General features: G+C 67.5%; 28 protein-coding genes. 10 read left to right on the forward strand and 18 right to left on the reverse strand.

All coding sequences use genetic code 11. The features are described 5' to 3' along the window. On the forward strand, nt 1-1039 hold a 1039-nt coding region (locus ACLP9N_RS32310), incomplete at its 5' end, for an HNH endonuclease signature motif containing protein (protein ID WP_442411207.1). A 38-nt stretch (nt 1040-1077) separates the two neighbouring features. On the opposite strand, the gene hisI is transcribed toward ACLP9N_RS32310, so the two are convergent. Genes hisI through hisD form a run of 8 tightly spaced genes read right to left on the reverse strand, consistent with a single transcriptional unit; the run spans nt 1078 to nt 7554 of the window. After that, the gene (hisI, locus tag ACLP9N_RS32315) at nt 1078-1425 is read right to left on the reverse strand and encodes a phosphoribosyl-AMP cyclohydrolase (protein WP_442411208.1); all 348 of its coding nucleotides are present in this window, start codon (nt 1423-1425) and stop codon (nt 1078-1080) included. Continuing rightward, nucleotides 1422-2207 carry an imidazole glycerol phosphate synthase subunit HisF gene (gene hisF / locus ACLP9N_RS32320; RefSeq protein WP_442411209.1) on the reverse strand — a complete coding sequence of 262 codons (786 nt, stop codon included), beginning with the start codon at nt 2205-2207 and terminating at the stop codon, nt 1422-1424. Before hisF ends, hisI begins: the two co-directional genes overlap by 4 nt. Further along, a complete protein-coding gene (locus ACLP9N_RS32325) occupies nt 2208-3020 on the reverse strand; it encodes an inositol monophosphatase family protein (protein WP_442411210.1) in 813 nt (270 codons plus the stop codon). Nucleotides 3021-3025: 5 nt separating this feature from the next. Continuing rightward, nucleotides 3026-3769 (reverse strand): bifunctional 1-(5-phosphoribosyl)-5-((5-phosphoribosylamino)methylideneamino)imidazole-4-carboxamide isomerase/phosphoribosylanthranilate isomerase PriA, encoded by a 744-nt coding sequence (priA, locus tag ACLP9N_RS32330; RefSeq protein ID WP_442411211.1) that lies wholly within the window; start codon nt 3767-3769, stop codon nt 3026-3028. A 2-nt stretch (nt 3770-3771) separates the two neighbouring features. Next, nucleotides 3772-4404, reverse strand: a complete 633-nt coding sequence (gene hisH / locus ACLP9N_RS32335; protein ID WP_442411212.1) for an imidazole glycerol phosphate synthase subunit HisH — start codon at nt 4402-4404, stop codon at nt 3772-3774. After that, nucleotides 4401-5033, reverse strand: a complete 633-nt coding sequence (gene hisB / locus ACLP9N_RS32340) for an imidazoleglycerol-phosphate dehydratase HisB (RefSeq protein ID WP_442411213.1) — start codon at nt 5031-5033, stop codon at nt 4401-4403. Before hisB ends, hisH begins: the two co-directional genes overlap by 4 nt. Further along, nucleotides 5030-6160, reverse strand: a complete 1131-nt coding sequence (locus tag ACLP9N_RS32345) for a histidinol-phosphate transaminase (protein WP_442411214.1) — start codon at nt 6158-6160, stop codon at nt 5030-5032. The genes hisB and ACLP9N_RS32345 overlap by 4 nt, the downstream gene beginning before the upstream one ends. Continuing rightward, nucleotides 6157-7554 carry a histidinol dehydrogenase gene (hisD, locus tag ACLP9N_RS32350; RefSeq protein WP_442411231.1) on the reverse strand — a complete coding sequence of 466 codons (1398 nt, stop codon included), beginning with the start codon at nt 7552-7554 and terminating at the stop codon, nt 6157-6159. The genes ACLP9N_RS32345 and hisD overlap by 4 nt, the downstream gene beginning before the upstream one ends. Before the next feature lie 74 nt (nt 7555-7628). Here hisD and ACLP9N_RS32355 point away from each other — a divergent pair, with 74 nt between their 5' ends. Further along, nucleotides 7629-8048, forward strand: coding sequence for a nitroreductase family deazaflavin-dependent oxidoreductase (locus ACLP9N_RS32355; RefSeq protein ID WP_442411215.1), 420 nt, complete (start codon nt 7629-7631; stop codon nt 8046-8048). Between the two features lie 122 nt (nt 8049-8170). Here the strand turns inward: ACLP9N_RS32355 and ACLP9N_RS32360 are convergent, their stop codons facing one another. Beyond that, nucleotides 8171-8758: a hypothetical protein gene (locus ACLP9N_RS32360; RefSeq protein ID WP_442411216.1), complete on the reverse strand. Its 588-nt coding sequence runs from the start codon at nt 8756-8758 to the stop codon at nt 8171-8173. A 480-nt stretch (nt 8759-9238) separates the two neighbouring features. After that, nucleotides 9239-10285 carry a zinc-dependent alcohol dehydrogenase gene (locus tag ACLP9N_RS32365; protein ID WP_442411217.1) on the reverse strand — a complete coding sequence of 349 codons (1047 nt, stop codon included), beginning with the start codon at nt 10283-10285 and terminating at the stop codon, nt 9239-9241. A gap of 39 nt (nt 10286-10324) precedes the next feature. Here ACLP9N_RS32365 and ACLP9N_RS32370 point away from each other — a divergent pair, with 39 nt between their 5' ends. Continuing rightward, on the forward strand, nt 10325-10891 hold the full coding sequence (locus ACLP9N_RS32370) for a TetR/AcrR family transcriptional regulator (protein ID WP_442411218.1): 567 nt from the start codon (nt 10325-10327) through the stop codon (nt 10889-10891). Between the two features lie 13 nt (nt 10892-10904). On the opposite strand, the gene nadC is transcribed toward ACLP9N_RS32370, so the two are convergent. Genes nadC through nadA form a run of 3 tightly spaced genes read right to left on the reverse strand, consistent with a single transcriptional unit; the run spans nt 10905 to nt 14400 of the window. Then, nucleotides 10905-11762, reverse strand: coding sequence for a carboxylating nicotinate-nucleotide diphosphorylase (gene nadC / locus ACLP9N_RS32375; RefSeq protein ID WP_442411232.1), 858 nt, complete (start codon nt 11760-11762; stop codon nt 10905-10907). Next, nucleotides 11759-13351: an L-aspartate oxidase gene (locus ACLP9N_RS32380; RefSeq protein ID WP_442411219.1), complete on the reverse strand. Its 1593-nt coding sequence runs from the start codon at nt 13349-13351 to the stop codon at nt 11759-11761. The genes nadC and ACLP9N_RS32380 overlap by 4 nt, the downstream gene beginning before the upstream one ends. Next, the gene (gene nadA, locus ACLP9N_RS32385) at nt 13351-14400 is read right to left on the reverse strand and encodes a quinolinate synthase NadA (protein ID WP_442411220.1); all 1050 of its coding nucleotides are present in this window, start codon (nt 14398-14400) and stop codon (nt 13351-13353) included. Before nadA ends, ACLP9N_RS32380 begins: the two co-directional genes overlap by 1 nt. Before the next feature lie 48 nt (nt 14401-14448). Between nadA and ACLP9N_RS32390 the strand changes: the two genes are divergently transcribed. Further along, nucleotides 14449-15159 carry an NUDIX hydrolase gene (locus ACLP9N_RS32390; RefSeq protein WP_442411221.1) on the forward strand — a complete coding sequence of 237 codons (711 nt, stop codon included), beginning with the start codon at nt 14449-14451 and terminating at the stop codon, nt 15157-15159. A 145-nt stretch (nt 15160-15304) separates the two neighbouring features. Continuing rightward, a complete protein-coding gene (locus tag ACLP9N_RS32395; RefSeq protein WP_442411222.1) occupies nt 15305-16645 on the forward strand; it encodes a lipase family protein in 1341 nt (446 codons plus the stop codon). On the opposite strand, the gene ACLP9N_RS32400 is transcribed toward ACLP9N_RS32395, so the two are convergent. The 3 genes from ACLP9N_RS32400 to bioB are packed head-to-tail and all read right to left on the reverse strand — an operon-like array spanning nt 16611 to nt 18571. Further along, on the reverse strand, nt 16611-17225 hold the full coding sequence (locus tag ACLP9N_RS32400; protein ID WP_442411233.1) for a DUF2567 domain-containing protein: 615 nt from the start codon (nt 17223-17225) through the stop codon (nt 16611-16613). The two genes, ACLP9N_RS32395 and ACLP9N_RS32400, sit on opposite strands and share 35 nt — an antisense overlap. Nucleotides 17226-17263: 38 nt before the next feature. Next, entirely contained in the window at nt 17264-17509 is a 246-nt protein-coding gene (gene bsaP / locus ACLP9N_RS32405; protein ID WP_442411223.1) for a biotin synthase auxiliary protein BsaP, read from the reverse strand. Between the two features lie 30 nt (nt 17510-17539). After that, entirely contained in the window at nt 17540-18571 is a 1032-nt protein-coding gene (gene bioB / locus ACLP9N_RS32410) for a biotin synthase BioB (protein ID WP_442411224.1), read from the reverse strand. Between the two features lie 157 nt (nt 18572-18728). On the opposite strand from bioB, the gene ACLP9N_RS32415 reads away from it, so the two are divergent. The 4 genes from ACLP9N_RS32415 to ACLP9N_RS32430 all read left to right on the forward strand — a co-directional run bounded on the left by ACLP9N_RS32415 (nt 18729) and on the right by ACLP9N_RS32430 (nt 22590). Beyond that, nucleotides 18729-18920 carry a hypothetical protein gene (locus tag ACLP9N_RS32415; RefSeq protein WP_442411225.1) on the forward strand — a complete coding sequence of 64 codons (192 nt, stop codon included), beginning with the start codon at nt 18729-18731 and terminating at the stop codon, nt 18918-18920. A gap of 98 nt (nt 18921-19018) precedes the next feature. Next, nucleotides 19019-20851, forward strand: a complete 1833-nt coding sequence (locus ACLP9N_RS32420) for a hypothetical protein (RefSeq protein ID WP_442411234.1) — start codon at nt 19019-19021, stop codon at nt 20849-20851. A gap of 6 nt (nt 20852-20857) precedes the next feature. Beyond that, complete coding sequence (locus tag ACLP9N_RS32425) at nt 20858-21229, forward strand: hypothetical protein (protein ID WP_442411226.1); 372 nt, start codon at nt 20858-20860, stop codon at nt 21227-21229. Continuing rightward, entirely contained in the window at nt 21226-22590 is a 1365-nt protein-coding gene (locus ACLP9N_RS32430) for a hypothetical protein (RefSeq protein WP_442411227.1), read from the forward strand. The genes ACLP9N_RS32425 and ACLP9N_RS32430 overlap by 4 nt, the downstream gene beginning before the upstream one ends. Nucleotides 22591-22595: 5 nt before the next feature. On the opposite strand, the gene alsS is transcribed toward ACLP9N_RS32430, so the two are convergent. Together alsS and budA are read right to left on the reverse strand one after the other, a co-directional pair. Beyond that, the gene (gene alsS, locus ACLP9N_RS32435; RefSeq protein WP_442411228.1) at nt 22596-24266 is read right to left on the reverse strand and encodes an acetolactate synthase AlsS; all 1671 of its coding nucleotides are present in this window, start codon (nt 24264-24266) and stop codon (nt 22596-22598) included. A 1-nt stretch (nt 24267) separates the two neighbouring features. Continuing rightward, nucleotides 24268-25050 (reverse strand): acetolactate decarboxylase, encoded by a 783-nt coding sequence (gene budA, locus ACLP9N_RS32440; RefSeq protein WP_442411229.1) that lies wholly within the window; start codon nt 25048-25050, stop codon nt 24268-24270. Here budA and ACLP9N_RS32445 point away from each other — a divergent pair. Then, nucleotides 25049-25303: a hypothetical protein gene (locus tag ACLP9N_RS32445; RefSeq protein ID WP_442411230.1), complete on the forward strand. Its 255-nt coding sequence runs from the start codon at nt 25049-25051 to the stop codon at nt 25301-25303. The two genes, budA and ACLP9N_RS32445, sit on opposite strands and share 2 nt — an antisense overlap. Nucleotides 25304-25374: the final 71 nt, after the last annotated feature.

The following is a 25374-nucleotide window of genomic DNA, read 5'->3' on the forward strand; positions in this document are numbered from 1 at the left end:
GTTGGCGCCGCGGCTAAGTCATACCGCGGCCGCCCAACGCGGCGGCCTGGTCGGTGACGGACACGTAAAGGTGATTCGCAACTTCTGTGCCCACCTGCCTGCCGAGGTGGACCTGGGTACCCGGGAGGCCGCCGAGGCCGACCTGGCCGGTAAGGCCGGCGGGTATCGCCCCGATGAGTTGGCCAAATACGCCCAACGGATCATGGACTGGCTGCACCCCGATGGGGAATTCAGCGACGCGGAGCGGGCGCGCAAGCGCGGCATCATGCTGGGCAAGCAGGAATTCGACGGGATGTCGCGCATCAGCGGCCTGGTCACCCCAGAGCTGCGGGCCGCCATTGAGGCGATGCTGGCCAAACTGGCCGCCCCCGGTGCGTGCAACCCCGACGACGAAACACCGGTGGTCGATGCGACACCCGATCAGGATGCGGTGCGCCGCGATCACCGAGGCGAAGCCCAGCGCAACCATGACGGGTTCCTCGCCGGATTGCGCGGCCTGTTCACCTCGGGCGAGCTGGGTCAACACAACGGCCTACCCGTGTCCATCGTGGTGACCACAACGTTGAAGGACCTGGAGGCCGCCACCGGCAAGGGACTGACGGGTGGGGGCACCCTGGTGCCGATGTCGGATGTGATCCGCTGGGCCAGCCACGCCCACCACTACTTGGCCATCTTCGACAATGGCAAGCCTCTGGCCTTGTATCACACCAAGCGGCTGGCCTCCCCCGCGCAGCGAATCATGCTCTACGCCAAGGACCGTGGCTGCACCAAGCCCGGCTGCGACGCGCCCGCCTACCACAGCCAGGTCCACCACGTCCAAGGCTGGACCAGGACCTACCGCACCCACATCAACGAACTGACCCTGGCCTGCGGACCCGACAACAGACTCGTCGAACAAGGCGGATTCACCACCCGCAAAAACGCCCACGGCGACACCGAATGGATACCACCGGCGCACCTAGATCACGGCCAACCCAGAACGAATACGTTCCATCACCCCGAGAAACTTCTGGCACCCGACGACGACGAACCCGTTTGACGGCGCCTCACCCCATAGAACCGACAGGTCGCGCCGCGTTAGCCCTCAGGTTCCAGCAACACGGCGGTATCGAAACAACTGTGGTTGCCGGTGTGACACGCCGCGCCTACCTGGTCGACCGTCAACAGCACCGTGTCGCCGTCGCAGTCGATGCGCACCGAGTGGACGTGCTGAGTGTGGCCCGAGGTCGCGCCCTTGATCCATTGTTCGCCGCGGGAACGTGAAAAATATGTCGCCTCACGGGTTTCCAGCGTGCGCGCCAGTGCCTCGTCGTCCATCCAGGCGACCATCAACACGTCGCCGCTGCCCCGTTCCTGGACGACGGCGGTGAACAATCCTTCGGCGTTGCGTTTCAGCCGCGCCGCGATAGCCGGGTCGAGTGTCATCGCACGGTGATCCCTGCTGCGGCCATCGCGTCCTTCACCTGCCCGATCGTCAACTCCCGGAAGTGAAAGACGCTGGCCGCCAACACCGCATCGGCACCGGCGGCGACCGCGGGTGCGAAGTGTTCGACCGCCCCGGCGCCGCCGCTGGCGATGACCGGCACCGTGACCGCGGCGCGCACCGCCCGCAACATGGGGAGGTCGAACCCGGCTTTGGTGCCGTCGGCGTCCATCGAGTTGAGCAGGATCTCCCCCACGCCGAGTTCGGCGCCGCGGGCCGCCCACTCGACCGCGTCGATGCCGGTGCCACGACGACCGCCGTGTGTGGTGACCTCCCAGCCCGACGGTGTGGGCGCCGATCCGGCCGGCACCGTGCGGGCGTCGACGGACAGCACGATGCACTGCGAGCCGAATTGGGTTGCCATTTCTGCCAGCAGGTCGGGACGGGCGATGGCGGCGGTGTTGACCGAGACCTTGTCGGCTCCCGCGCGCAGCAATACGTCGACGTCGGCCACCGTGCGCACCCCGCCACCCACGGTCAGCGGGATGAACACCTGCTCGGCGGTGCGCCGCACGACCTCCAGCATGGTCGCCCGTCCCGACGAGGACGCGGTCACGTCGAGGAAGGTGAGCTCGTCGGCGCCTTCGGCGTCGTAGGCGGCGGCAAGTTCCACGGGATCACCGGCGTCGCGGAGGTTCTCGAAATTGACTCCCTTGACCACCCGCCCGTCGTCGACATCCAGGCAGGGGATCACCCGAACCGCGAGGCTGGTACCTGCGTACATTCAGTAGTCCTCCGGTTCGCCTGTGCTGCGCAGAATTTCGAGGATCTCGGCGTGCACGCCGGGTGCCGCAGCCAGCACGGACCGCGACGCGGGGGTCCACGGTTGGCCGGCCAGAGTGGTCACGATCCCGCCCGCGGCTCGTACCAGCGCGACCCCGGCGGCGTGGTCCCATATGTGGCCGCCGAAACTTATTGCTCCCCCCAGGATTCCGTCGGCGACATACACGAGGTCGATGCCGGTGGAACCGTGCATGCGCAACCGCGACGACACCCGGCTGAGGTTTTCCAGCACCGCCAGCCGATAGCGTCCCGGGAACCGGCCCCGCGAATCCGCACTGAACGTTCCGACGCCGACGAGCGCATCGGCGAGCTTGGCGGGAGCCAATGACGCCTGAGGTACGCCGTTTTTCATCAGCGGACCACCCGCCACCGCGGTGTAACGATCGCCGGTGAACGGCAACCACGTCAATCCGGCCACCGGATCGCCATCGTGCAGCAGGGCTAACAGAATCGAGGCCATCGGCGATCCGGCGGCGTAGTTGAACGTGCCGTCGATGGGGTCCAGCACCCACACCCACGGGGAGTCGACGGCCGGGCCGCCGAACTCCTCACCGTGCACCTCGATTCCGGTGGCTGCCACCAGCGCGGCGACGACCTGTCGCTCGATCGCAAGGTCGACTTCGGTGGCGAAGTCGTCGCCCTTCTTGGGCACCGCCGAGTCGGCGCGGTGGCCGGCCAGGAACGGCACGGTCGCAGCGTCGAGGATCGCCGACGCCTCTTCAACGAGGGGGGCGACCAATGCGTCCAGATCCATTGGGGTTACTCCCGCACCGCGGCCAGCGCCTGCGGCAGGGTGAATCGTCCGGCGTAGAGGGCCTTGCCCACGATGGCGGCCTCGACGCCGCGCTCGGTCAGAGTGGCTAGATTTGCCAAGGCGCGCAGGTCGTCCAGGCTGGACACGCCGCCCGACGCGATCACCGGGGCTTCGGTGCGATCGGCGACCCGGGCCAGCAGGTCCAGATTCGGGCCGCCCAGCGTGCCATCTTTGGTGACATCGGTGACGACGAACCGCGAACATCCTTCGCTGTCAAGGCGTTCCAGCACGTCCCACAGATCACCGCCGTCGGTCTCCCAGCCACGGCCGCGCAACCTGTGCTGACCCTCCACGATTTGCACGTCCAGGCCGACGGCGACCTTGTCCCCGTGCTCGGCGATCGCCCGCGCGCACCACTGCGGGTTCTCCAGGGCGGCGGTCCCCAGGTTGACTCGCGCGCAGCCGGTGGCCAGCGCCGCGGCCAGCGAATCGTCGTCGCGGATACCGCCCGACATTTCGACCTGCACGTCGAGCTTGCCCACCACCTCGGCGAGCAGTTCGCGATTGGAGCCGCGGCCGAACGCGGCGTCCAGGTCGACCAGGTGGATCCACTCGGCACCATCGCGCTGCCAGCCCAGCGCGGCGTCCAGCGCCGAGCCGTACTCGGTTTCGCTGCCGGCCTTGCCCTGCACCAGGCGCACAGCGCGACCCTCGACCACGTCGACGGCGGGTAACAAGATCAGCGGCATCTTTACAGTCCCTCGACCCAGTTGCTCAGCACGGCGGCACCGGCATCCCCACTCTTTTCCGGGTGGAACTGGGTGGCGGAAAGCGGGCCGTCCTCGACAGCGGCCAGAAACGGCACCTGGTGGGTGGCCCACGTCAGCAGTGCCTCCGACGAGCCTTCCCAGCGCTGCGCGGCATACGAATGCACGAAATAGAACCGGGCAGTGCCTTGTTCGAAGGCGTCCAGCCCTTTGAACAGCGCACTGCCGGGGGCCGCGTTCACCACGTTCCAACCCATGTGCGGAATCACCGGGGCGTCCAGCCGGGTGACGGCGCCCGGCCACTGCCCGCAACCTGTCGTCTCTACCCCGAACTCCACCCCACGGGCGAACAGGATCTGCATGCCGACACAGACGCCCAGCACCGGACGCCCGGCGGCAACGCGGTCGGCGATGATCCGCTCACCCGCGATTTTCCGCAGGCCCGTCATGCACGCCTCGAAAGCACCGACGCCGGGCACCACCAGCCCGTCGGCTGCTGCGGCGGCGCCCGCGTCGGCGGTCACCTCAACTGCGGCGCCGACCCGCTGCAGCGCGCGTTGCGCCGAACGTAGGTTACCCGAGCCGTAGTCGAGCACTACCACCGATTTCGCTGTCACAGAATACCTTTGGTGGACGGCACGCCTGACATCCGGGGGTCGGGCTCGACGGCCTGGCGCAACGCGCGGGCGACGGCCTTGTACTGCGCCTCGGTGATGTGGTGCGGGTCGCGCCCGTACAGCACCCGGACATGCAGCGCGATGCGGGCGTTGTTGGCCAGCGTTTCGAACACGTGCCGGTTGATGACGGTGTGGTAGGGCACCGAGCTGCCGGCGATGGTGGTGTGCTGCAGGTGATCCGGCTCGCCGGTGTGCACGCAGTAGGGCCGACCGGACACGTCGACGGCAGCGTGGGCCAGCGTCTCGTCCATCGGGATGAACGCGTCACCGAACCGGCGGATGCCCTTCTTGTCACCCAGCGCCTGCCCGAGTGCGGTGCCCAGGACGATCGCGGTGTCCTCGATGGTGTGGTGTCCTTCGATCTCGACATCACCCTTGGTGCGCACGGTCAGGTCGAAGCTGGCGTGAGTGCCCAGGGCGGTCAGCATGTGGTCGTAGAACGGAACGCCGGTATCGACGTGGACCTGCCCGGTGCCGTCGAGGTCGAGCTCGATGACGATGTCGGATTCCTTGGTGCGGCGCTCAATACGCGCGCGACGTGTCGCGATGCGTGGTTCGGTGGCTGTCATGGTGCTCCTACGTTGACGGGGGCCAATTCGGTGGCAGCGATCCGGGTGCTTACCCGGAGGAAGGCGTCGTTCTCGTCGGCCAGACCCGTGGTGGCGCGCAGAAAGCCGGGTATGCCGACGTCGCGGATCAGCACGCCGTCGTCCAAATAGTGCTGCCATGCCGACGGCGCGTCGGCGAATTGCCCGAACAGCACGAAGTTTGCGTCGCTGGGGATAACCCGAAAACCCATGCCGCTCAACGCTGTCATCACCCGTTCGCGTTCGGCGATCAGGGTCGCCACACTGCCCAGGGTGTCGTCGGCGTGCCGCAGCGCGGCCCGGGCCGCGGCTTGGGTCACCGACGAAAGGTGATACGGCAACCGCACCAGCAGCATCGCGTCGATCAGCGCCGGTGTGGCGATCAAGTAGCCGAGCCTGCCGCCGGCGAAGGCGAACGCCTTACTCATGGTGCGGGTGACGACCAGTCTGGTCGGATACTCCTCGACCAGCGCCACCGCGCTGGGCTGCGAGGAGAACTCACCATAGGCTTCGTCGACGATCAAGATCCCCGGCACCACGTCGAGCAGCCTGCGCAGGTCCGGCAGCGAAACACTTTGCCCCGAAGGGTTGTTGGGGCTGGCGATGAACACCACGTCGGGTTTGCGGTCGGCGACGGCGGCGATCGCGGCGTCGACATCGAGGCTGAAGTCGTCGGCGCGGGCGGCCTCGAGCCAGTCGGTGCGGGTGCTGTCGGAGATGATCGGGTGCATCGAGTAGGACGGGACGAACCCGATCGCGCTGCGCCCCGGCCCGCCGAAAGCCTGCAGCAGCTGCTGCAGGATCTCGTTGGAACCATTGGCGGCCCAGAGGTTTTCGACGCCAAGCTGAGTGCCGGTCTGCGCGGTAAGGTAGGCGGCCAGGTCGCGGCGCAGCGCCACCGCATCGCGGTCGGGGTAGCGGTGCAGGTCTACCGCCGCCTCGCGCACCGATCGCACCACGTCGTCGACCAGTGCCTTGGTCGGCGGGTGCGGGTTCTCGTTGGTGTTCAGCCGCACGGGGACCGCCAATTGTGGTGCGCCGTAGGGCGATTTGCCGCGCAGGTCATCGCGCAGCGGCAGGTCGTCCAGGGTGGGCTGCTCGGGCCTCATTGCTCGAACCTCCGCCGTACCGCCTCGCCGTGCGCAGGCAGGTCTTCCGCTTTGGCCAGCGTGACCACGTGCCCGGAGACGTCCTTGAGGGCCGCCTCGGTGTAGTCGACGACGTGGATGCCGCGCAGGAAGGTTTGCACCGACAGGCCGCTGGAATGCCGGGCGGTGCCCGAGGTCGGCAGCACGTGGTTGGATCCGGCGCAGTAGTCGCCGAGACTGACCGGCGAGTACGGTCCGACGAAAACGGCTCCGGCCGAACGTATCCGGCCGGCCACCCGCGGTGCGTCGGCGGTCTGTATCTCGAGATGTTCTGCGGCGTAAGCGTTCACGACTGCAACGCCGGCGTCTACGTCGTCGACCAGGATGATCGCCGATTGGCGTCCACCCAACGCCGTCGTCACCCGCTCGCGGTGCTTGGTGGCCTGCAGTTGGGCGGCCACTTCGGCGTCGGTGGCGTCGGCTAGCTCCAGGCTCGGGGTCACCAGCACGCTGCCGGCCATCTCGTCATGCTCGGCTTGGCTGATCAGGTCGGCGGCCACGTGCGCGGGATCGGCGGTGTGGTCGGCGAGGATGGCGATCTCGGTGGGACCGGCTTCGGCGTCGATGCCGACCTGCGAGCGGCACAGCCGCTTGGCGGCAGTGACGTAGATGTTGCCTGGTCCGGTGATCATGTCGACGGGCGCCAGCTCGGCGCCTTCGCCCGGCGACGATGCGGACCGTGCACGGTCCGAGGTGGGGGCACCTCCCGCTTGCGGGGGAAAGCCGGGCCATTCGGCACCCGTGTCGGTGCCACCGTAGGCCAGCAACGCCACCGCTTGCGCCCCGCCCACGGCCCACACCTCGTCGACGCCGAGCAGCCGGGCGGCGGCCAGGATCGTCGGGTGCGGCAAGCCTTGAAATGCAGCCTGCGGCGGGCTGGCCACCACCAGCGAGTCGACACCGGCGGTCTGTGCCGGCACGACGTTCATCACCACGCTGGACGGGTACACGGCGTTGCCGCCGGGCACATACAGGCCGACCCGCTCGACGGGGACCCACCGTTCGGTTACCGTGGCGCCCGGGCCAAGCACGGTGGTGACGTCGGTGCGGCGCTGGTCGGCGTGCACGGCGCGGGTGCGTTCGATCATCACCTGCAGTGCGTAGCGGACGTCGGGATCCAGGCCGGCCAGGGCGGCGTCCAGCGCGGCATCCGGCACCCGGACGGCCGGCGGGCGGACGCCGTCAAACGACGCTCCGTATTCCAGCGCCGCCTCGGCCCCGCGCCCGGCGACGGCCTGCACGATCGGCCGCACCTGCGGCAAGACGGTCTCCACGTCAGCGCCACCGCGCGGCAACGCGGCCCGCAGACGGGCGGGCGTCAACGCCGCGCCCCGTAAGTCGATGCGGGCCATCAGGGCTGGCGAACTGGTCACGTAGACCATTGTCCCAGAGCAACTCAACTGGATATTCGACCGGTACAGTGCGGTTCATGTCCAAAAAGGATCATCCGAACAATGCCCCGGGCGTCCCGATGGTCTTTCCGGTCTGGTTTGAGAACCTTCAGGTCAAATACCTCAACCAGGCGCTCAAACCGATCGCGCGCTATCTGCCCGGAACCGGGACCATCGAGCATCGCGGTCGTAAGTCCGGCAAGCCGTACGAGACCATCGTGACGGCCTACCGCAAGGGAAACGTGCTGGCGATCGCGCTGGCCCACGGGAAGACCGACTGGGTGAAGAACGTGCTGGCCGCGGGCCAGGCGGACCTGCGTTTCGCGCGCCACGAGGTGCACATCACCAACCCCCGGATACTGCCGGCCGGCTACGACGGCCCGGACGTTCAAGGGCTGCCGTGGCTGGCGCGGGTGCAGCTGGGGCGGATGGCGGTGCTGGTCAGCGATATCGCCTGACGGGGCCGCTCGGCTAGCGCGGCTGGACGTGTCTCGCCGGTACCCACCAAACACGGTCACCCTCTGGCGTCGCCGCCGGCCCGCGAGTTCGGCGATGGCAACGGCCGAGACGGCATCTCCGATCACTGGTGGTCGGCTGCGGGGACGTTGATCACCAGGTCCGCGTCCCATGCCCGCCCGAGAAGACCGGTCACATCAATATGCAACGCCGCTTCGAATTCGGGGCTGCGAATCAGGTCGTTGACGTACCTGAGTACCTGGTCGGCGACGATGTCGTCGATCCGTCCCAACCGCCCGACGACGCGGGCCGAAAGGCCGATCCCCTCGACTGCCGTCGTGATGTTGTGCTCCTGGACGTCCTCGACACGGACGACGACGTCGCATGGCTGCTCGATCTGCAACCGGATGCGGGTCTGCACCTGCACCGGGCCGTGGAACCTCGCGATTCCGCCGGCCACCTCGACCAGGACCGACAGGTCGATGGGGATGATCACGATCTGGTGCCAGCCCGCGTCGTCGCACACCTCAGCACGCACCGCACCCGGTACCCCGACGGCGTTCGCCGACGCCGCCTCGCAAGGTCCGGCGGAGATGGGTCCAATTCTGATTTCGTCGCCAACAAGTCGCGCGACAACTTCACTGACCCGCTGTGGGGGCGCCGCAGCAGCCAGCGCCCGACGTACGAATTCATCGGAGGTCAAAGTGCTCATCGGCGCCGCCTCGCGGTTACCACAGCCAGATCGCGGTGCCGGCGCGTCTCGGCGTCGGTATGTCGGAACCCAGGAGTTTGGGATGTTATGCGCCGAAGGGGAGATAGACGCCACAACAAGTGTATCCGACCATGATCGGCATCCTGGGCTGCTCCCTGGTGAGTTGGTGGCGGGCGGGCAAGGATGCCATTTCGGGTGCAGAGTGCGGCGTGGACAATTCGGGGACGCCACATCAGAAGCGGTGCTCGCTTGTGGCGACGCCTCTTTCAAGCCCTACGGTTTGCGCCAGTCTCCATCAAATCCTGCCCCATCAGGTGGAAAAGGGCTGCGAGTCAACCGCGCGCGGGTGGCGGCGCTGGCCGGCCCCCGCGAGGCGCTGGTGTCCTCGTATGGTGCGCGCAACACCGGGTCACGGCGCACGTTCACCGATCCCGGGACTACGAGTAGATCGGTGCTACCCGATGATGTGTAGGGGCACACCTAAATTGTATTTTTCCGGTAAAAGACGGTCTTGCCGGTCATCGCCTGCCAAGCAGACGGGGCGTCCTCCCACGGCACTACGCGGTCAACGGCCGGCGACAGGTCCAAACCGGCGGCCAGCAGCTCGAGCACGCGTGGGATGACCACGCGCGCGTTGACGCGTCCGGTGACGAACTTCACGCCGCGGGTGTACATCGCGAGCAACGGCATCTCGACCGCGGGTTGGTAATAGATCCCGGTGTCGGTGCACACGCCATCCGGCCAGGTCGCGCGCAGGGTGGCGGCCAGCAGCTCCACGTCGGCAGAGGTGTTCACGGTGACCGGATACCTGCCCCAGGACTTGTCCGGCTTGGCCCGGTCGTGGACCGTCGCACCGAGTTTCTCGGCCGCCGCCAGCCGCTGGGGGTCGGTGTCGACGTAGTCGACGTGGGCTCCCAGCGCAGCCGCGATGGCCGCCGCGTACAGCCCGATCGACAGCCGGCCGACCACGAGGACGCGCCGATCGGCCGAATCAAGACCGGCCAGCTCCCCCTGGAACGGTCCGACCGCCCGCCAGGCGTCGGGAATGTTGTCCGACAGCGACGCGATGGCGGTGGCTTTCGCGGGGTCGATGCCGTCGGGGATCGGGATCAGCATCGCGTCGGCGTAGGGCACCAGCACCAGATCTGACATGAAGCCGCCGCCGTCCAGGCCGGCAATAGGGGCCATCCCGTATGCCGCCATCAGTGGCACCGAGCCGCATGAACCGGTCACGCCGCGGCGGCATTCAGCGCAGGTTCCGCAGCTGATCTGAAAAGGCACCACGACCCGGTCACCCGCGCGGACACCGGTCACGGCGTCGCCGACCGCGACAACCTCGGCCAGGCCCTCGTGCCCCACCGCGTACCCCGGCGGCAACGGCAAACGGCCATGACACACCGCGACGTCCAGGTCGCAACAGGCCACCGCCAGCGGCCGGACCAGCGCCTGCTCGGGCGCGGCGATCTCGGGTTCCGGTACCTCGCGCCAGGCGTATCGGCCGGCCTCTTCGAACGTCAACTGCCTCATCTCAGCATTCTTGAGTGATCATTCAAGTATTGTCAATACGTGCCCCGCCCGGATCGCAGCCGCGCAACCCTCGTCGAGAACGCCGCCACCTTGTTTCGCCGCCAGGGCTATGCGGCGACCGGACTGAACCAGATCCTCGACGAGGCCGGTGTCAAAGCGGGCTCGCTGTATCACCACTTCCCGCAGGGCAAGCAGCAGCTGGCCGCCGCGGTCGTGGACGCCGCCGGGGCCGATATCGAGCGCCTGCTGCGGCGGTTCCTCGCCACCGGTCGGCCGGTGGCCGACATCGTCGAGCAATGGATCGACCTGTTGGTGGCGGGGCTGGTCGGCGACCAGCGCGACGGGTGCCCCATCGAGCCGATCGCCACCGAGTCGGTGAACGCGAGCCCGCTGGTGCGCGAGGCCTCCGCGCGCGCGTTCACCGGCTGGTGTGCGGCGATCGAGGAGCGGCTGCGCTCCGAAGACTGGCCCGATAACGGTGCGAAAACCGTTGCGCTAGGAGTTATTTCGTTGATCGAGGGGGCGCTGATCCTGTCCCGGACCGCGGGCGATCCGGCCGCGCTGCACGCCGCCAAGCCCGCAGCGCGCGCATTGCTGCGCGGATAGACTTACATGTCGCCTACATATCCAAGCCGATGTCGAGGACGCGCACCGAGTGGGTCAGCGCCCCGACGGCCAGGTAATCCACACCCGTCGCGGCGTATGTCGCCGCGTTCTCCAGGCTGAGCCCGCCGGACGACTCGAGCAGAACGGCGGGAGCGCGGGCGTCCCGGCGCTGCACGGCCATCTGCGTCTGCCACACCGGGAAGTTGTCCAGCAGGATCAGCTCGGGCCCCTCGGCCAGCACGGCGTCGAGTTGCTCAAGCGAGTCCACCTCGACCTCGCACGGCAGATCGGGTGCGGCGTCGCGGACCGCCCGCAGCGCGTCCACCACCGATCCCGCGGCCACCACATGGTTGTCCTTGATCAACGCGGCGTCACCGAGCCCCAGCCGGTGGTTGACGCCGCCGCCGACGCGCACCGCGTACTTCTGCAGCGCACGCAGGCCGGGCAGGGTCTTGCGGGTGTCGCGAACCTTGGCCTTGGTGCCACGCGCCGCGTCAACCCAGGCCGCCGTCGTGGTGGCGATCCCAGACAGGTGGCAGATCAGGTTCAGCATGGTCCGCTCCGCGGTCAACAGGCCCCGGGTTTCCGCGTGCACCGTCAGCAGGGGCTGACCCGGCTGCAACCGGGCCCCGTCCTCGACCCGGTCGAGCACCTGGTACCCGTCGGCACCGATTACCTCGTCGAGCACCAGCAGCGCAACGTCCACCCCGGCGATCACACCGGCGTCCCGGGGCACCACCGACGCCTTGGCGACTGCTTCGGCGGGCACCGTGGCCATGGTGGTGACGTCGGGCCCGTACCGCAGATCCTCGTCCAGACCGCGCCGGATGATGTCGCGGGCCTCACTCAGTTCGCAGTCGGACAACATCAGCAAGCCACCGCCGCCAGCGATTCCACACACACTGTGTTGTGGTCGCCGGCCAACCGGACCACACTGCTGCACGCTTGATCGGGCGCGGCGTCGAAGTACTCCGCGCGGTGGTGGCAGCCCCGGCTCTCGTTCCGGGCCAGGGCCGCGGTGGTCACCACCCGAGCCGCCAGCGCCAACGCCACGTCTTCGAAATCGCGACGGCTCGCCACATCGCGAACCCGCGCGGCTGACAGCGTCTCGGACAAACGCTGCAGCCCGGCCGCGCTGCGGACCACCGAGGCGTCCCGGCTCATCGTTCGTTGCAGTTCACCGCGCTTCGGCGCCGTGTGGGCGATCGGCTCGGGCAGGGTCACGCGCGACGGGCCGGCCGCCGCGGCGTGTGCCGCCGCGGCCGTTCCGGCCCGGCCACCGACCACCAGGCCTTCCAGCAAGCTGTTGGAGGCCAGCCGGTTGGCGCCGTGCATCCCGGTGCGGGCCACCTCGCCCGCGGCGAACAGACCGGGCAGCTCGGTTTGGCCGTACACGTCGGTGACGACGCCGCCGCAGCTGTAGTGCGCGCCCGGCGTGACCGGGATGGGTTGACGGACGGGGTCGATGCCGGCGGCGCGGCAGGAGGCGGTGACGGTGGGGAACCGGGCCTCGAAGCCGTCGATGCCGCGGGCGTCGAGGTAGACGCACGGATCGCCGGTGGCCTTCATCCGCGCGTCGATGGCGGCCGCGACCACGTCGCGCGGCGCCAGGTCGCCCATCGGATGAACGCCGGCTGTGACCGAATTGCCTTGACTGTCAAGCAATATCGCACCTTCGCCGCGGATGGCCTCGGTGATCAGCGGGCGTCGGCCCCCGCCGCGACCGGCGGCAAAAAGCATCGTGGGATGGAACTGGATGAACTCGAGATCGCTGACCGGGACGCCCGCCCACAACGCCAACGCGATCCCGTCGCCGGTGGAGCCCTCGGGGTTGGTCGTCGCGCCGTAAAGGTGCCCGAGGCCGCCGGAGGCCAGGATCACCGAAGGCGCGCTGATAAGGCCCCACCCGTCCGAGTTGACCACCGCTACCCCGCTCACTCCCCCTGTTCCCAAGGTGTCGTCGTGCAGCACTCGGGTGGCCACGTGGCCGGTGCGGATGTCCAGCAGCTTGGCCGCGCCGTCGAGCGCCCGCTGCACCTCGGCGCCGGTGGCGTCGCCGCCGGCGTGCACGATGCGTCGCCGCGAGTGACCCCCTTCGCGGGTCAGCGCCCACCGGCCGGGAGCAGATTCGTCGAAACGTGCGCCGTCACCGACCAATTCGATAACCGCGCGGTAGCCGTCGGCGACAATCGAGTACACCGCGTCGGGATCGCACATCCCGGCCCCCGCGGCCAGGGTGTCAGCGACGTGGTCGTCCACCGAATCTTCGTTGTCCGGCAACACAACCGCGATGCCGCCCTGCGCGTAGTGCGTCGCGGTCACCCCGTGCCGCTGGTCCGCCTTGCTGAGCACCACGACCCTGCGTCCGGCGCGGTGGGCGGCCAGCGCGGCGGCCAAACCCGCTACGCCGGTGCCGATTACGATGACGTCGGCCGTGTCCTCCCACTCGGGAACGAACATTATTCGCCCCCGGCTGGCTGGCCGATTTCGATCATCCGCTGCACACTGCGGCGCCCAGCCGCCGCGATCTCCGGGTCGACATGCACGTCGTCGGCACCCTCGACCAGGCAGCGCAACAGGGCCGCGGGGGTGATCATCTTCATGTACTTGCAGGACGCGCGGTCGTTGACCGCGCGGAAGTCCACCGCCGGTGCGGCCTTGCGCAGCTGGTACAGCATGCCGACCTCGGTGGCGACCAGAACCGTGCGGGAGCGTGTCTGGTTCGCGGCATCGAGCATGCCGCCCGTGGACAAGATCTTCACCCGCTCCGCCGGGAAGGCGCCTTCGCCGGCGAGGTACAACGCCGAAGTAGCACAGCCACATTCGGGGTGCACGAACAATTCGGCATCGGGATTGGCGCGGGCCTGCTCGGTGAGCTCGTCGCCGTTGATCCCGGCGTGCACGTGGCACTCACCGGCCCACACGTGCAGGTTGGTGCGGCCGGTAACCCGGCGCACGTGGGCCCCGAGGAACTGGTCCGGGCAGAACAGCACCTCGCGGTCGGGGTCGATGGACTCGACCACCTCGACCGCGTTCGACGAGGTGCAGCAGATGTCGGTGAGCGCCTTGACCGCCGCGGTGGTGTTGACGTAGGAGACGACGACGGCGCCCGGGTGCTCGTCCTTCCAGGCGCGCAGTTCGTCGGGGGTGATCGAATCGGCCAGTGAGCAGCCCGCCCGCTGGTCCGGGATGAGCACGGTCTTGTCCGGGCTCAGGATTTTGGCGGTCTCGGCCATGAAGTGCACGCCGCAGAACACGATGGTGTCCTCGGGGGCGTCGGCGGCGATCCGCGACAGCGCGAGCGAATCGCCCACGTGGTCGGCCACGTCCTGGATGGCCGGCAGCTGGTAGTTGTGCGCCAGCACCGTGGCGCCGCGTAACCGCGCCAGGCGACGAATTTCGCCGGCCCATTGTTCGTCGCCGTCCACCCCGGCATACCCGGTGGGTGAATTGCTGATGCCGGCCGCCATCTCTTCCGCGAGCGTGTCCGTGCGGTTCAGGACCGTCATTGGCCCGCTCCTTTCGCGACAGGAGGTTTTCGACTTACAATCGAAAACATGCCCAATGGTAGCACCGCCCACGAAGTGCTTGCGGTCGTGTTCCAGGTTGGGCAGGTTACGGACGCACCCCGGACACAAAAACCGCAGCTTAACGTGCTGTTATGGCAACGTGCCCGAGATCCGCAGAAGGGCGCATGGTCGCTGCCGGGCGGGCGGCTGCGCAGCGACGAGGACATGACGACCTCGGTTCGGCGCCAGCTGGCCGAAAAGGTCGATCTGCGTGAGCTGGCACACCTGGAACAACTGGCCGTGTTCTCCGATCCGGACCGGGTGCCGGGCATCCGGATGATCGCGTCCACATTTCTGGGCCTGGTGCCCTCCCCCGCCACCCCGGCGTTGCCGCCGGACACCCGCTGGCACCCGGTCAATGCGCTGCCGCCGATGGCCTTCGATCACGGCCCGATGGTGACGCACGCCAGCACCCGGCTTGTCGCCAAGATGTCCTACACCAACATCGGATTCGCTTTGGCACCAAAAGAATTCGCGCTGTCAACACTGCGTGATATCTACGGCGCCGCGCTGGGCTATCAGGTCGACGCGACGAATCTGCAGCGAGTACTGGTCCGCCGCGGAGTCATCACGCAGACCGGCACCGTCGCGCAGTCCGGGCGCAGCGGCGGGCGTCCGGCCGCGCTGTACAGCTTCACCGACTCCCGGCTGAGGGTTACCGACGAATTCGCAGCCCTCAAGCCGCCCGGCCAGTTTTGAACCCGTTTAACGGGAGCCGAACCGGCAATAAGTGACGTGCACAACCTGCCGTCGCCCACGCGAACAAGCTCACAGCGCGGCCGTGGCGCTTTGGTTACCGGTCGTTCATAGGCGAGAATGTTGGTTGGCCACGAAGGGAGCCTCAATGGTTGAGCCCGGCAATCTGGCAGGGGCGCGCGCCGCGGAGTGGATCGGCCGGCCGCCGCATGAGGAGCTGCAGCGCAAGGTACGCCCGCTGCTGCCGTGCGACGACCCGTTCTATCAGCCGCCGTCCGGCTATGAGTGCTCCGAGCCCGGCACGGTGCTGCGCACACGCGATGTCGAGCTGGCGTTTCTGGGGCTGATACCCCAGCCCGTGCAGGCCATCCAGCTGCTCTACCGGACGATGGACATGAACGGTCAGCCCGAGGCGGCCGTGACCACGGTGATCGTCCCGGCGCAGCTTGACCGCGAGCAGCCTTGCCCACTGTTGTCGTATCAGTGCGCGATCGACGCCGTGTCCTCCCGCTGCTTTCCGTCCTATGCGTTGCGGCGGAGGGCGAGGGCCCTCGGGTCGGTGTCCCAGTTCGAGCTGTTGTTGGTCGCCGCCGCCGTGGCCGAAGGATGGGCGGTCTCGATACCCGACCATGAAGGTATGCGCGGACTGTGGGGCGCGCCGTACGAACCCGGCTACCGGGTCCTCGACGGGATCCGGGCCGCGTTGAGCTCAGAACGCATCGGGCTGTCCCCCGATGGCCCGATCGGGCTCTGGGGATACTCCGGCGGTGGACTCGCCAGCGCGTGGGCTGCCGAGATGTGCGGCCAGTACGCGCCTGAGCTGGACATCGTCGGGGCAGTCCTGGGATCGCCCGTCGGCGACCTGGGCAACACTTTCCGCCGGCTCAACGGCGGCTTCCTCGCCGGTTTGCCCGCGATGGTGGTGGCCGCGCTGGCGCATGCCTATCCCGACCTGGACCGCGTCATCAAAGAGCACACCAACGACCAAGGGCGCGCGCTGCTGGAGCAGCTGGAGAAGATGACGACCGTGGAGGCGGTCCTGCGGATGGCGGGCAAGGACATGGGCGACTACCTCGACGAGCCGCTCGACGACATCCTGTCCACACCCGAGGTCAGGTATGTCTTCGACAGCATCAAGCTGGGTGCTGCGGTGCCGACGCCGCCGGTGTTGATCGTGCAGGCCGTGCACGACTATCTGATCGACGTCAACGACATTGACGCGCTGGCCGACGCCTATGCGGCCGGCGGTGCCAGGGTCACCTACCATCGGGACGCGTTCAACGAACACATGGTCCTGCACCCGCTGTCTGCCCCGATGACCCTGCGCTGGCTCACGGACCGATTCGCCCGCCGACCGCTGACCGAGCACCTCATCAGGACCACCTGGCCGACGATGTTCCACCCGATGACCTACGTCGGCATGGCGCGGCTGGCCAAGATCGCGGCCAAGGTCATCACCGGTAGGAAGGTTCACCGCCGTCCACTGTGACGTCCGCGGACTCCCCCGCCGATGGCTGTTCCGCTGCCGGAAAGGCGCCGAGGTCGTCGCGAGCGTTCGCGGCCGCGAGCACGGCATACACCAGTGCGGCGATGCCCGCTGGCAAGCTGAGGGTGAGCGCCACCTGCAGCGGCCCGTGGGCGAACAACACCGGCGGCGCCTCGACGACGTAGGCAACCTTGTGGTCGTTCGACAGCGGTATCGCGCCGAAATCCAGCGCGCCGTAGCGCAGCCGGACCAACAGCGCCCCCACCCCTAGGGCAGCCGCGGCGCCGGTTGCCAGACCGATCGAGAGTGCGACGGCCATTCCCGGGCCCCGCTGCTCGCGCCACTGCCACACCTGGACCGACGCCACCACCGCCACCACGGTCAGTAGTCCCAACATCAGGCACGGCGCGACGAAGAAGTGATCGGATTCGTTGCCCAGGTAGTCGTACACCCGCTCGCCCGCGTGAGTGAGTGCCGCCACCGCGTGGATCGGCGGGGCAATCCATGCCCACCAGCCGCCGATCAACGCACCGATGCCCGATAGCCCCAGCACCACGACGAGCAGCGCGCGCGCCCGCGACATGAGGTGGTCGCCGGAAGGATCCGGCCCTGGCTGTTGGGTCACCGCTGTGCCTCCATGTCGGCCGAATCCACCTCTCCGTGCCGCGAGCATGTCGCCCGCCAGCCGTCGGGCCGTACCTGCACCACCATCCGGCGCCCGCATTCCGCGCAGAACCGAGGGGGTTCGAGGCCCAGGCGCGCCCCGATGGGCTCAGTGGGGACCGCCGTGCCCGCCAACTCCCCGGTGTAGACGTTGTAGATACCGGCGGCGACCGGAGCAGGAAGATCACTCACTTTTCCAGCCATTCCAGCCACGATTTCTAGTTTTACAAGGTTTTACAAGCTGGCGTTGAGCGCCTTGATCGGCATCTGCAGGTCGTCGAGCAGTTCGAGGTCGGCTTCGGCCGGGCGGCCCAGCGTGGTCAGGTAGTTGCCAACGATCACGGCGTTGATGCCGCCCAGGATCCCCTGCTTGGCGCCGAGGTCGCCCAGGGTGATCTCGCGGCCACCCGCGAAGCGCAGCATGGTGCGCGGCAGCGCCAGCCGGAACGCGGCCACCGCCTTCAGCGCTGCACTGGCCGGCATCACCTCCAGGTCGCCGAACGGGGTGCCGGGCCGGGGGTTGAGGAAGTTCAGCGGTACCTCGTCGGGACCGAGTTCGGCCAGCTCGGCGGCGAATTCCGCGCGTTGTTCGAGCGTCTCCCCCATGCCGAGGATGCCGCCGCAGCACACCTCCATGCCGGCGTCGCGCACCATCGACAACGTCTGCCAGCGCTCCTCCCAAGTGTGGGTGGTGACCACGTTGGTAAAGAACGACCGGGCCGTCTCGAGGTTGTGGTTGTAGCGGTGCACGCCCATCGCGGCGAGCTCGTCGACCTGCTCGGCACTCAGCATGCCCAGCGAGCAGGCGACGTTGATGTCCACTTCGTCGCGAATCGCCTCGATGCCGGCCGCAACCTGCGCCATCAGCCGCTTGTCGGGTCCGCGTACCGCGGCCACGATGCAGAACTCGGTGGCACCCGACTTGGCCGTCTGCTTGGCCGCCTCGACCAGGCTGGGGATGTCCAGCCAGGCGCTGCGCACCGGCGAGGCGAACAGCCCCGACTGGGAGCAGAAATGGCAGTCCTCCGGGCAGCCGCCGGTTTTCAGGCTGATGATGCCCTCGACCTCGACCTCGGGGCCGCACCACCGCATCCGCACCTCGTGCGCCAGCGCCAGCAGTTCCTCGAGACGGTCGTCAGGTAGCTGCAGCACCTGCAGCACCTGTTCCTTGTTCAATCCCTCACCGCGCTCCAGCACCTGCAGCCGGGCCTGCGTCACAATGTCAGCCACGCCATCGCTGGCTGGCCGAGTCGCCGCCTGAGTCACTCAGTAGTCTCCTGAATTCTTGCCTTTAGAAGGTCTGCCCCAGGCTCTTCGCCAGCCTGGGCGCAACGATGTTCAGGCTAGGGTAGCGGTGCGCACGGGCACAAACAGACCACAGACAAACCACGGCACATCAGGACGCACGGGGTATACGACGTCAATGACCATCCCGGAGACCACTCCGCACGTCGAGTACCTGGCACACCACTGGATTCTGCTGGCGGCCCCGGCCTTCTTGCCGGCGGTGATCGTCGTCGGCGTGGTGCTCTACATCGCCATTCGAGATCGCCGCGCCCGCATACCCGACACTCCGAAACAGCCCACCGACGCGACCGGCGAAAAGGATGATTGACACGCCCTGAAATGGGGCATCCCAGCGCTCGTCAGAACTAGTCTCCCGGGGCGGCCCGGCGCAATTGGGAGGACATGGCAATGAGGTCGATGGAGCACGTGGATTCGCTGGCGCTGACGTTTGTCGCTGACCCACCGGCGCGCGGCGCCGGTCTCAATCAGGTGATCGGCCTCTCGGTCGCCGCGATGGTGATCACGCTGGTGCTGCTGTGGGCCGGATACAGATACCGAAACCATCGGTTGAGCTGGCTGGCCCGGTTCGCCGATTGGCTGGGCGGCAAGTTCAACCGGCCGTCCTGGGTCGCGTTGCCCGTCCTGGTGTTCACCACGTCGATCATCTGCGCGTTGTTCGGGTTCATCTGGGATGTCAGCTGGCACATCGGCAATGGCCGCGATCCCGGGCCGCTGGCCAACCCCGCGCACTACTTCATCATCATCGGCCTGTTCGGGGTGTTCCTCGCGGGCATGTTGGCTATCGTGCTGCCCTACGACAAACCCGGCCCGGCGCCGGTGCGCATCACCCAAAACTGGCATGCACCCGTCGGCGGGGTGCTGATGGCCGGCTGCGGGCTCTACGCAGTGATCGGGTTTCCGCTCGATGACATCTGGCACCGCATCTTCGGCCAAGACGTCACGCTCTGGGGCCCAACGCATTTGATGATGATCGGCGGCGCGGGGCTCTCCCTGTTCGCGGTGCTGATGCTCGAATACGAGGGCGAGCTGGCGCTACCCGACGCGCCCGCTGAACGTCCGTTCGTCAGGTTCCTGCGCTACCTGTCCTGCGGCGGATTGCTGATCGGTTTGTCGGTCTATCAGATCGAATACGACTTCGGCGTGGAACAGTTCCGCCTGGTATTGCAGCCGATGATGATCGCCGCCGTCGCGTCGCTGGGGTTGGTGGTGGCCCGCATGACGCTGGGCCGCGGCGCGGCCTTACTGGCGGCGTTGTTTGCGCTGGCGCTGCGCGGCGGCGTGGCCCTGGTGGTGGGGCCGATTCTGGGGGCTCCGACGAACTGGTTCCCGCTCTACCTCGGCCCCGCGGTGGTCGTCGAACTGCTCGCCCTGACTCCACTGTTCAAGCGCCCCATGGCTTTCGGCGCGGTCGCCGGGCTGGGTGTGGGCACCGTCGGGCTGTGGCTGGAGTCGCTGTGGATCGGCGCGGTCTACCACTACCCGTGGCCGACGGGCATGTGGGGCGAAGGCCTGGCGATGGCCGTCCCGGTGGCGGTGCTGATGGGGCTCTGCGGGGCGCTGATGGGCATGGTGCTCACCGGACAACGCCTCCCGGGCCGGGGAATCGGCATCGCGGTGGTCGCGGCGACGGTGGTGGTGATCGGTGGCGCGGTGGCCAACGGGCTGCACATCGTCGTCCCGGAAAAAGACAGTGCGACAATCACTTTGACCGATCTGCCCAGCCCCGCCGGGCAGCGCATGGTATCGGCCGACGTGCAGCTCACGCCCGCCGATATGGTGAGCGGGCAGCCGGACTGGGTGACAATTCTGTCCTGGCAGGGGCGCATGGACAATCACCGGGGCCTGGTCATCGATCGACTCGATCGGGTCGGTCCAGGGCACTACCGCTCAACCCAGCCGGTCCCGGTCTGGGGATCGTGGAAGACGCTGCTGCGCATTCAAGACGGCTACACGATGACCGCCGTGCCGATCTACGAACCGGCGGATGACGCGATCCCCGCACCCGAGGTTCCCGCCCTGGCTTCGTTCGACCGGCCTTTCGTGCACGAGATCACCATCCTGCAGCGCGAACGCGACCAGAACGCTCCGGGCTGGTTGTTCACCGCCGGCTCGATACTGGTGTTGATCTTTACGCTGATCGTCATCGCGGCCCTGACTTGGGGCGCGGGTCGCATCAACAACGCCGTCACCGCGCCGGAGCCGGTTGAGGAGAAACACCCGCTGCCGAAAGCGGCATGAGGCCAGATGCGGCCCAAGACGGCTCGCGGCACCCTAATCGCGGCGTGGGTGGTGGCGCTGGTGTGCGCCCTGGTCGCCTGCGGCGGATCGACCAACCAGCCACCGGCCGCGGCGGTGGTGCTCGACGTCACCATCGCCAAGGGCCAGGTGACCCCGACCAACGCCACCCTGGGCGCCAAGGTCGGCCAGCCGATCACCTTGCGGGTCACCAGCGACGCCACCGATGAGTTGCACGTGCACTCGTCGCCCGATCACAAGTTCCAGGTCGCAGCCGCACCCAACCAGACGTTCCAATTCACCGTCGACGTCCCCGGCAATGTCGAGGTGGAACTGCACCACCTGGACCGCACGATCGCGACCATCCAAGTCCAGCCGTGAACGCCGCTGGCGCGACGGTGGTGCTCGCGCACGGCCTCGGCGGGTCCAGTGATCTCCCGGTCCCCTACGCCTATGCGATGGTCGGAGCCGCGTGGGCACTGACGTTCACGTTCGCCCTGGTTGCGTTCGCATGGCGGCGGCCACGTTTCGACCCGCTCAAGCCGGGCCGCCCGTTGCCGACCGCGGTGACCACACTGGTCGATGCCCGCGCGACGCGCTGGACGGCCGCCGCGGTGGCGCTGGTTTTCACGGTGTGGGTGGTGCTGGCCGGCGTGTGGGGTCCCCCGACGAGTTCGAATGCTCTGCTCGGCGTGTTCTACGTGCTGTTGTGGGTCGGGTTGGTGGCGCTCTCGTTGCTGTTCGGACCCGTCTGGCGGGTGATCTCACCGATGCGCACGGTGTATCTGCTGCTCCGCCGGATCCCGCTGGGGCGACTGCGCGAGCCGCGGCTGTCGTATCCCGAAGGCTGGGGATATCGCCCGGCCGCGGTGGGCCTGTTCGCCTTCGTATGGATGGAACTGGCCAGCCCGGATTCGGCGTCGCTGCCGTGGGTCAGGGCGTGGCTGATGATCTACGGCGCAACGATGCTGGCCGGCGCGTGGCTGTGCGGTCAGCGCTGGCTGGCGCGGGCCGACCCGTTCGGCGTGTACAGCATGGCGGTGTCTAGGCTTTCACCGTTTCGCCGCAATCCGGCGACCAGGAAAATCGTCATCGGTAACCCTTTCGACCATCTGCCGTCGTTACCCGTGCGGCCGGGTGTCGTCATGACGCTGGCGGTGCTGCTCGGGTCGACGGCGTTCGACAGTTTCTCGTCGTCGCCGACGTGGCGCGGCTTTGCCGAACAGATTTCGCGCGCCTTCGGCGCACCGCCGACGCTGTCGTCGTCGGTGCTGCGAACCTTTGGGCTTATCGTGTTCATTTCGGTTGTGGCAGTGACCTTTTCACTTGCAGCCCGCGCCACGGGCGGCGTTGACCGCGATCAACGTCGCGCGTTGCCCGGCCAGATGGCGCACTCGCTGATCCCGATCGTCGTGGGTTACATCTTCGCGCACTACCTCTCCTACCTGGTCGAGCGCGGCCAGCAGGCCGTCATCGCGCTGGCCGATCTGTTGGGTCGCGGATGGAATCCGTTGGGGCTGGCGCACACGCACGTCGCCTATGTGTTGTCTGCGCATCCGCCGGTGTTGGCCGCCATCAAGGTGACATGCGTGGTCAGCGGGCACATCGTGGCGGTGATCGCGGCCCACGACAAGGCGCTGCGTTTGCTCCCGGCCGGACATCAGCTCACCGGCCAGCTCACCATGATGCTGGTCATGGTGGGCTACACCTTCACCGGCCTGTATCTGCTCTTCGGCGGATGAATCATTTAGTCGAGGACGCCCTCGTGTAACTCGGCGAAGAGCTCGGTGTTGCGGCTGTAGTCGACGAACGCGTCGATCACGGTGACGCCGGGTCGGCCCAGCGATTGCGTGAAGACGTCCTCGAATTCGTTCATGCCGCCGACCCGAATGCCAGTGGCGCCGAACGCCGCTGCGTAGTGGGCGATGTCGTAGTCCCCCAGCCGTACCCCAGACGTGCGACCGTACTTGAGCTGTTCCTGGAAAGCGACCATGTCATAGGTGTTGTCGCGCATGATGACGTGGGTGGAGTTCAGCCCCAGCCGGGTGGCGGTTTCCAATTCCTGTGCGCTGAAGAGGAATCCGCCGTCGCCGGATATTGACACCACCTGGGTGCCCGGCCGTACCATCGCGGCCACCATGGCCCGGGGCAACGCCACCCCGAGTGTCTGTTGGCCATCGGAGAACAGCAGCCGCCGGGGCTGATAGACGCGGAAATGCCGAGCCATGTAGATGTAGTGCGACCCCACATCGCAGGCGACCGTCGTGTCGTCGTCAATCAGCTCCCGGATCTTCAGCACGACCGCCGCCGGGTTCAGGCCCACATCGCTCTCCGGGTGTGCGCGCGCTTCGTCGTCGATCTGCACCAGCGCGGTGCGCTGCTCGGCGATGGCGGCTGCGGCCGCGTCCGACAGCCGCAGCCCCGCCAGCAACCGGGTTAATTCCTTGCACGTTGCGGTAATGTCGCCGCGCAACTCCAGCTCCGGTTGGTAGTGGTTGTCGATGTCGGCGGGAAGCTCGTCGATGTGGATCAGCGTGCGGGCTGGATCCGCGTTCCACAGTCCCGGATCGTATTCGACCGGGTCGAAGCCGACCGTCACCAAAACATCCGCATGATCGATGAGGATGTCACCGGGCTGGTTGCGAAACAGCCCGACGCGTCCGACGAAATGATCCTCGAGTTCCCGCGAGACCACCCCCGCGGCCTGGAACGTCTCCGCCACCGGCAGGGCGGTAGCAGCAAGCAATTCGCGCAGCGCCGCACACGGCCGGGACTCACCGGCCCGAACACCGACAAACAGAACCGGTCGGGCCGCGCCGCGAATCAGGTTGGCCGCCTGGGTGATCCGGTCCGCCGGCGCGGCGCCCAGGGTCGGCACCGACGAGGGCTTGACGATTGCCTTCGCGGTGACGGCAGCCGACACGTCAGCGGGCAGCACCACCGCGCAGGCGCCGCGCGGTGCCGTTACCGCGGCGCGGAAGGCATTGGCGACGGCCTCGGGCACGTTGTCGGGATCGTTGACCTCACCGGCGTACTTCGTGAATGGCTTCAGGGCCGCCACGGCATCCATCGATTGGTGGGTGCGCTTGAGCCGGTCCGGCCGGGCGACCGCACCGCAGATCGCGATCATCGGGTCCTGCTCGGTGGTCGCGGTGATCAGTCCGGTGGCCAAATTGGTGGTGCCCGGGCCCGACGTCACCAGTGCGACGCCGGGGATACCCGTGAGGCGCCCGACCGCGGCCGCCATAAACGCCGCGTTCTGCTCGTGGCGGCAGATCACCAATTCGGGACCGCCGTCCAGCGAAGCGTCGAAGACGGCGTCGATCTTGGCCCCGGGCACACCAAAGATGTATTGCACGCCGTACGCGGACAGCGTTTCAATCACGCGTTGGGCAGATCGCACTTCTTTTGCGGTCACCTCAGCCTTCCTCCGTACGACGGATTTGGCTGTCCATGTCAGACTTATTCAATTCGGCGGCAAGGAATTCCGGCGTGCGCGGCAGACTCAGATGCAGGTCGGAACGCACGCCAATCTCGACGGTGCCCCGGGTCAGCCGGTAGTCGAGGGCATGCCCGCCGTGCTGACGGTCGGCGTGCACGAAATGGGAATGGTAGCCGGCCACCGAAATACCCTGCTCGTATTCGGGCATCCGGAATCCGCCCAGCGTTCCGGACACATCGCTGAAACTCACCTCCCGCTGGTCTTGCGTGGCCTCGGTGAACGGACGGTAGGGCCGGTGCTGCTCGGTCACCGTGCGGGTGCGAATCGTGCTGAAATCACCTGTGACACGGACGGCGACGATGAGGTTCGTGCTCGGCAGCGACTCGTCGATGCGCGCTTTGAGCTCGGCGCGGTCAACTGGCGAAGACACCTCGAACATGCGGTCGGCGGCAAACCAGGTAACAACCGCAAACGGGGTGTGTTGGTCTGCATCGGCGACCCGTGCACTGCCGTCGCCGCGCAATTGATAGCAGACTCCGTCGAGGACGAGCATTTCGCCGTCGAGCCCGTTGAACGTGCCCAGGCCGAAGTCGCCATGCCGCAACAGCTCTCGGATGGTGACGTCCCCGTCGTAGACGCCGTCGAGTAACGCGCCCATCGTCGAGGTCTGGTAGACCTCGCCGCCATGGCGATGCGTAAGCATCGCCTCCGCCCAGCCGCGCAAGACGCTCGCTGCGGACTCGAGCGGATCAAAGGCCATGATGGCTCGTTTCTCGCTGGGCAGTCTCGACTTTCGCTACATGGCAAAGGAATTCGGCAAGGTCAACCGCAGGCCGGTAAACATCGAAACAGCCCATGCCGCCTCCATCGAGATCGACCAATCGCAGGGACCGCTGCCGTTCAGCTACGCCGATGCTAATCCGGTGCACGCAAAGAGGCGAACTCGACAATGCCACAAGCTAGTGGTGTGTCTCCAAAATAATTGGCTGGTCTGCGTTAGACTTCGTGGGTGATGACACCGGCGGCTGCTTTGGTCATGTCAGACGGTCAACGAGAAGCGTTGGAGGCCTTGTCGCGGTCGCAG

Source organism: Mycobacterium sp. (assembly GCF_052144515.1).
GTDB lineage: Bacteria > Actinomycetota > Actinomycetes > Mycobacteriales > Mycobacteriaceae > Mycobacterium.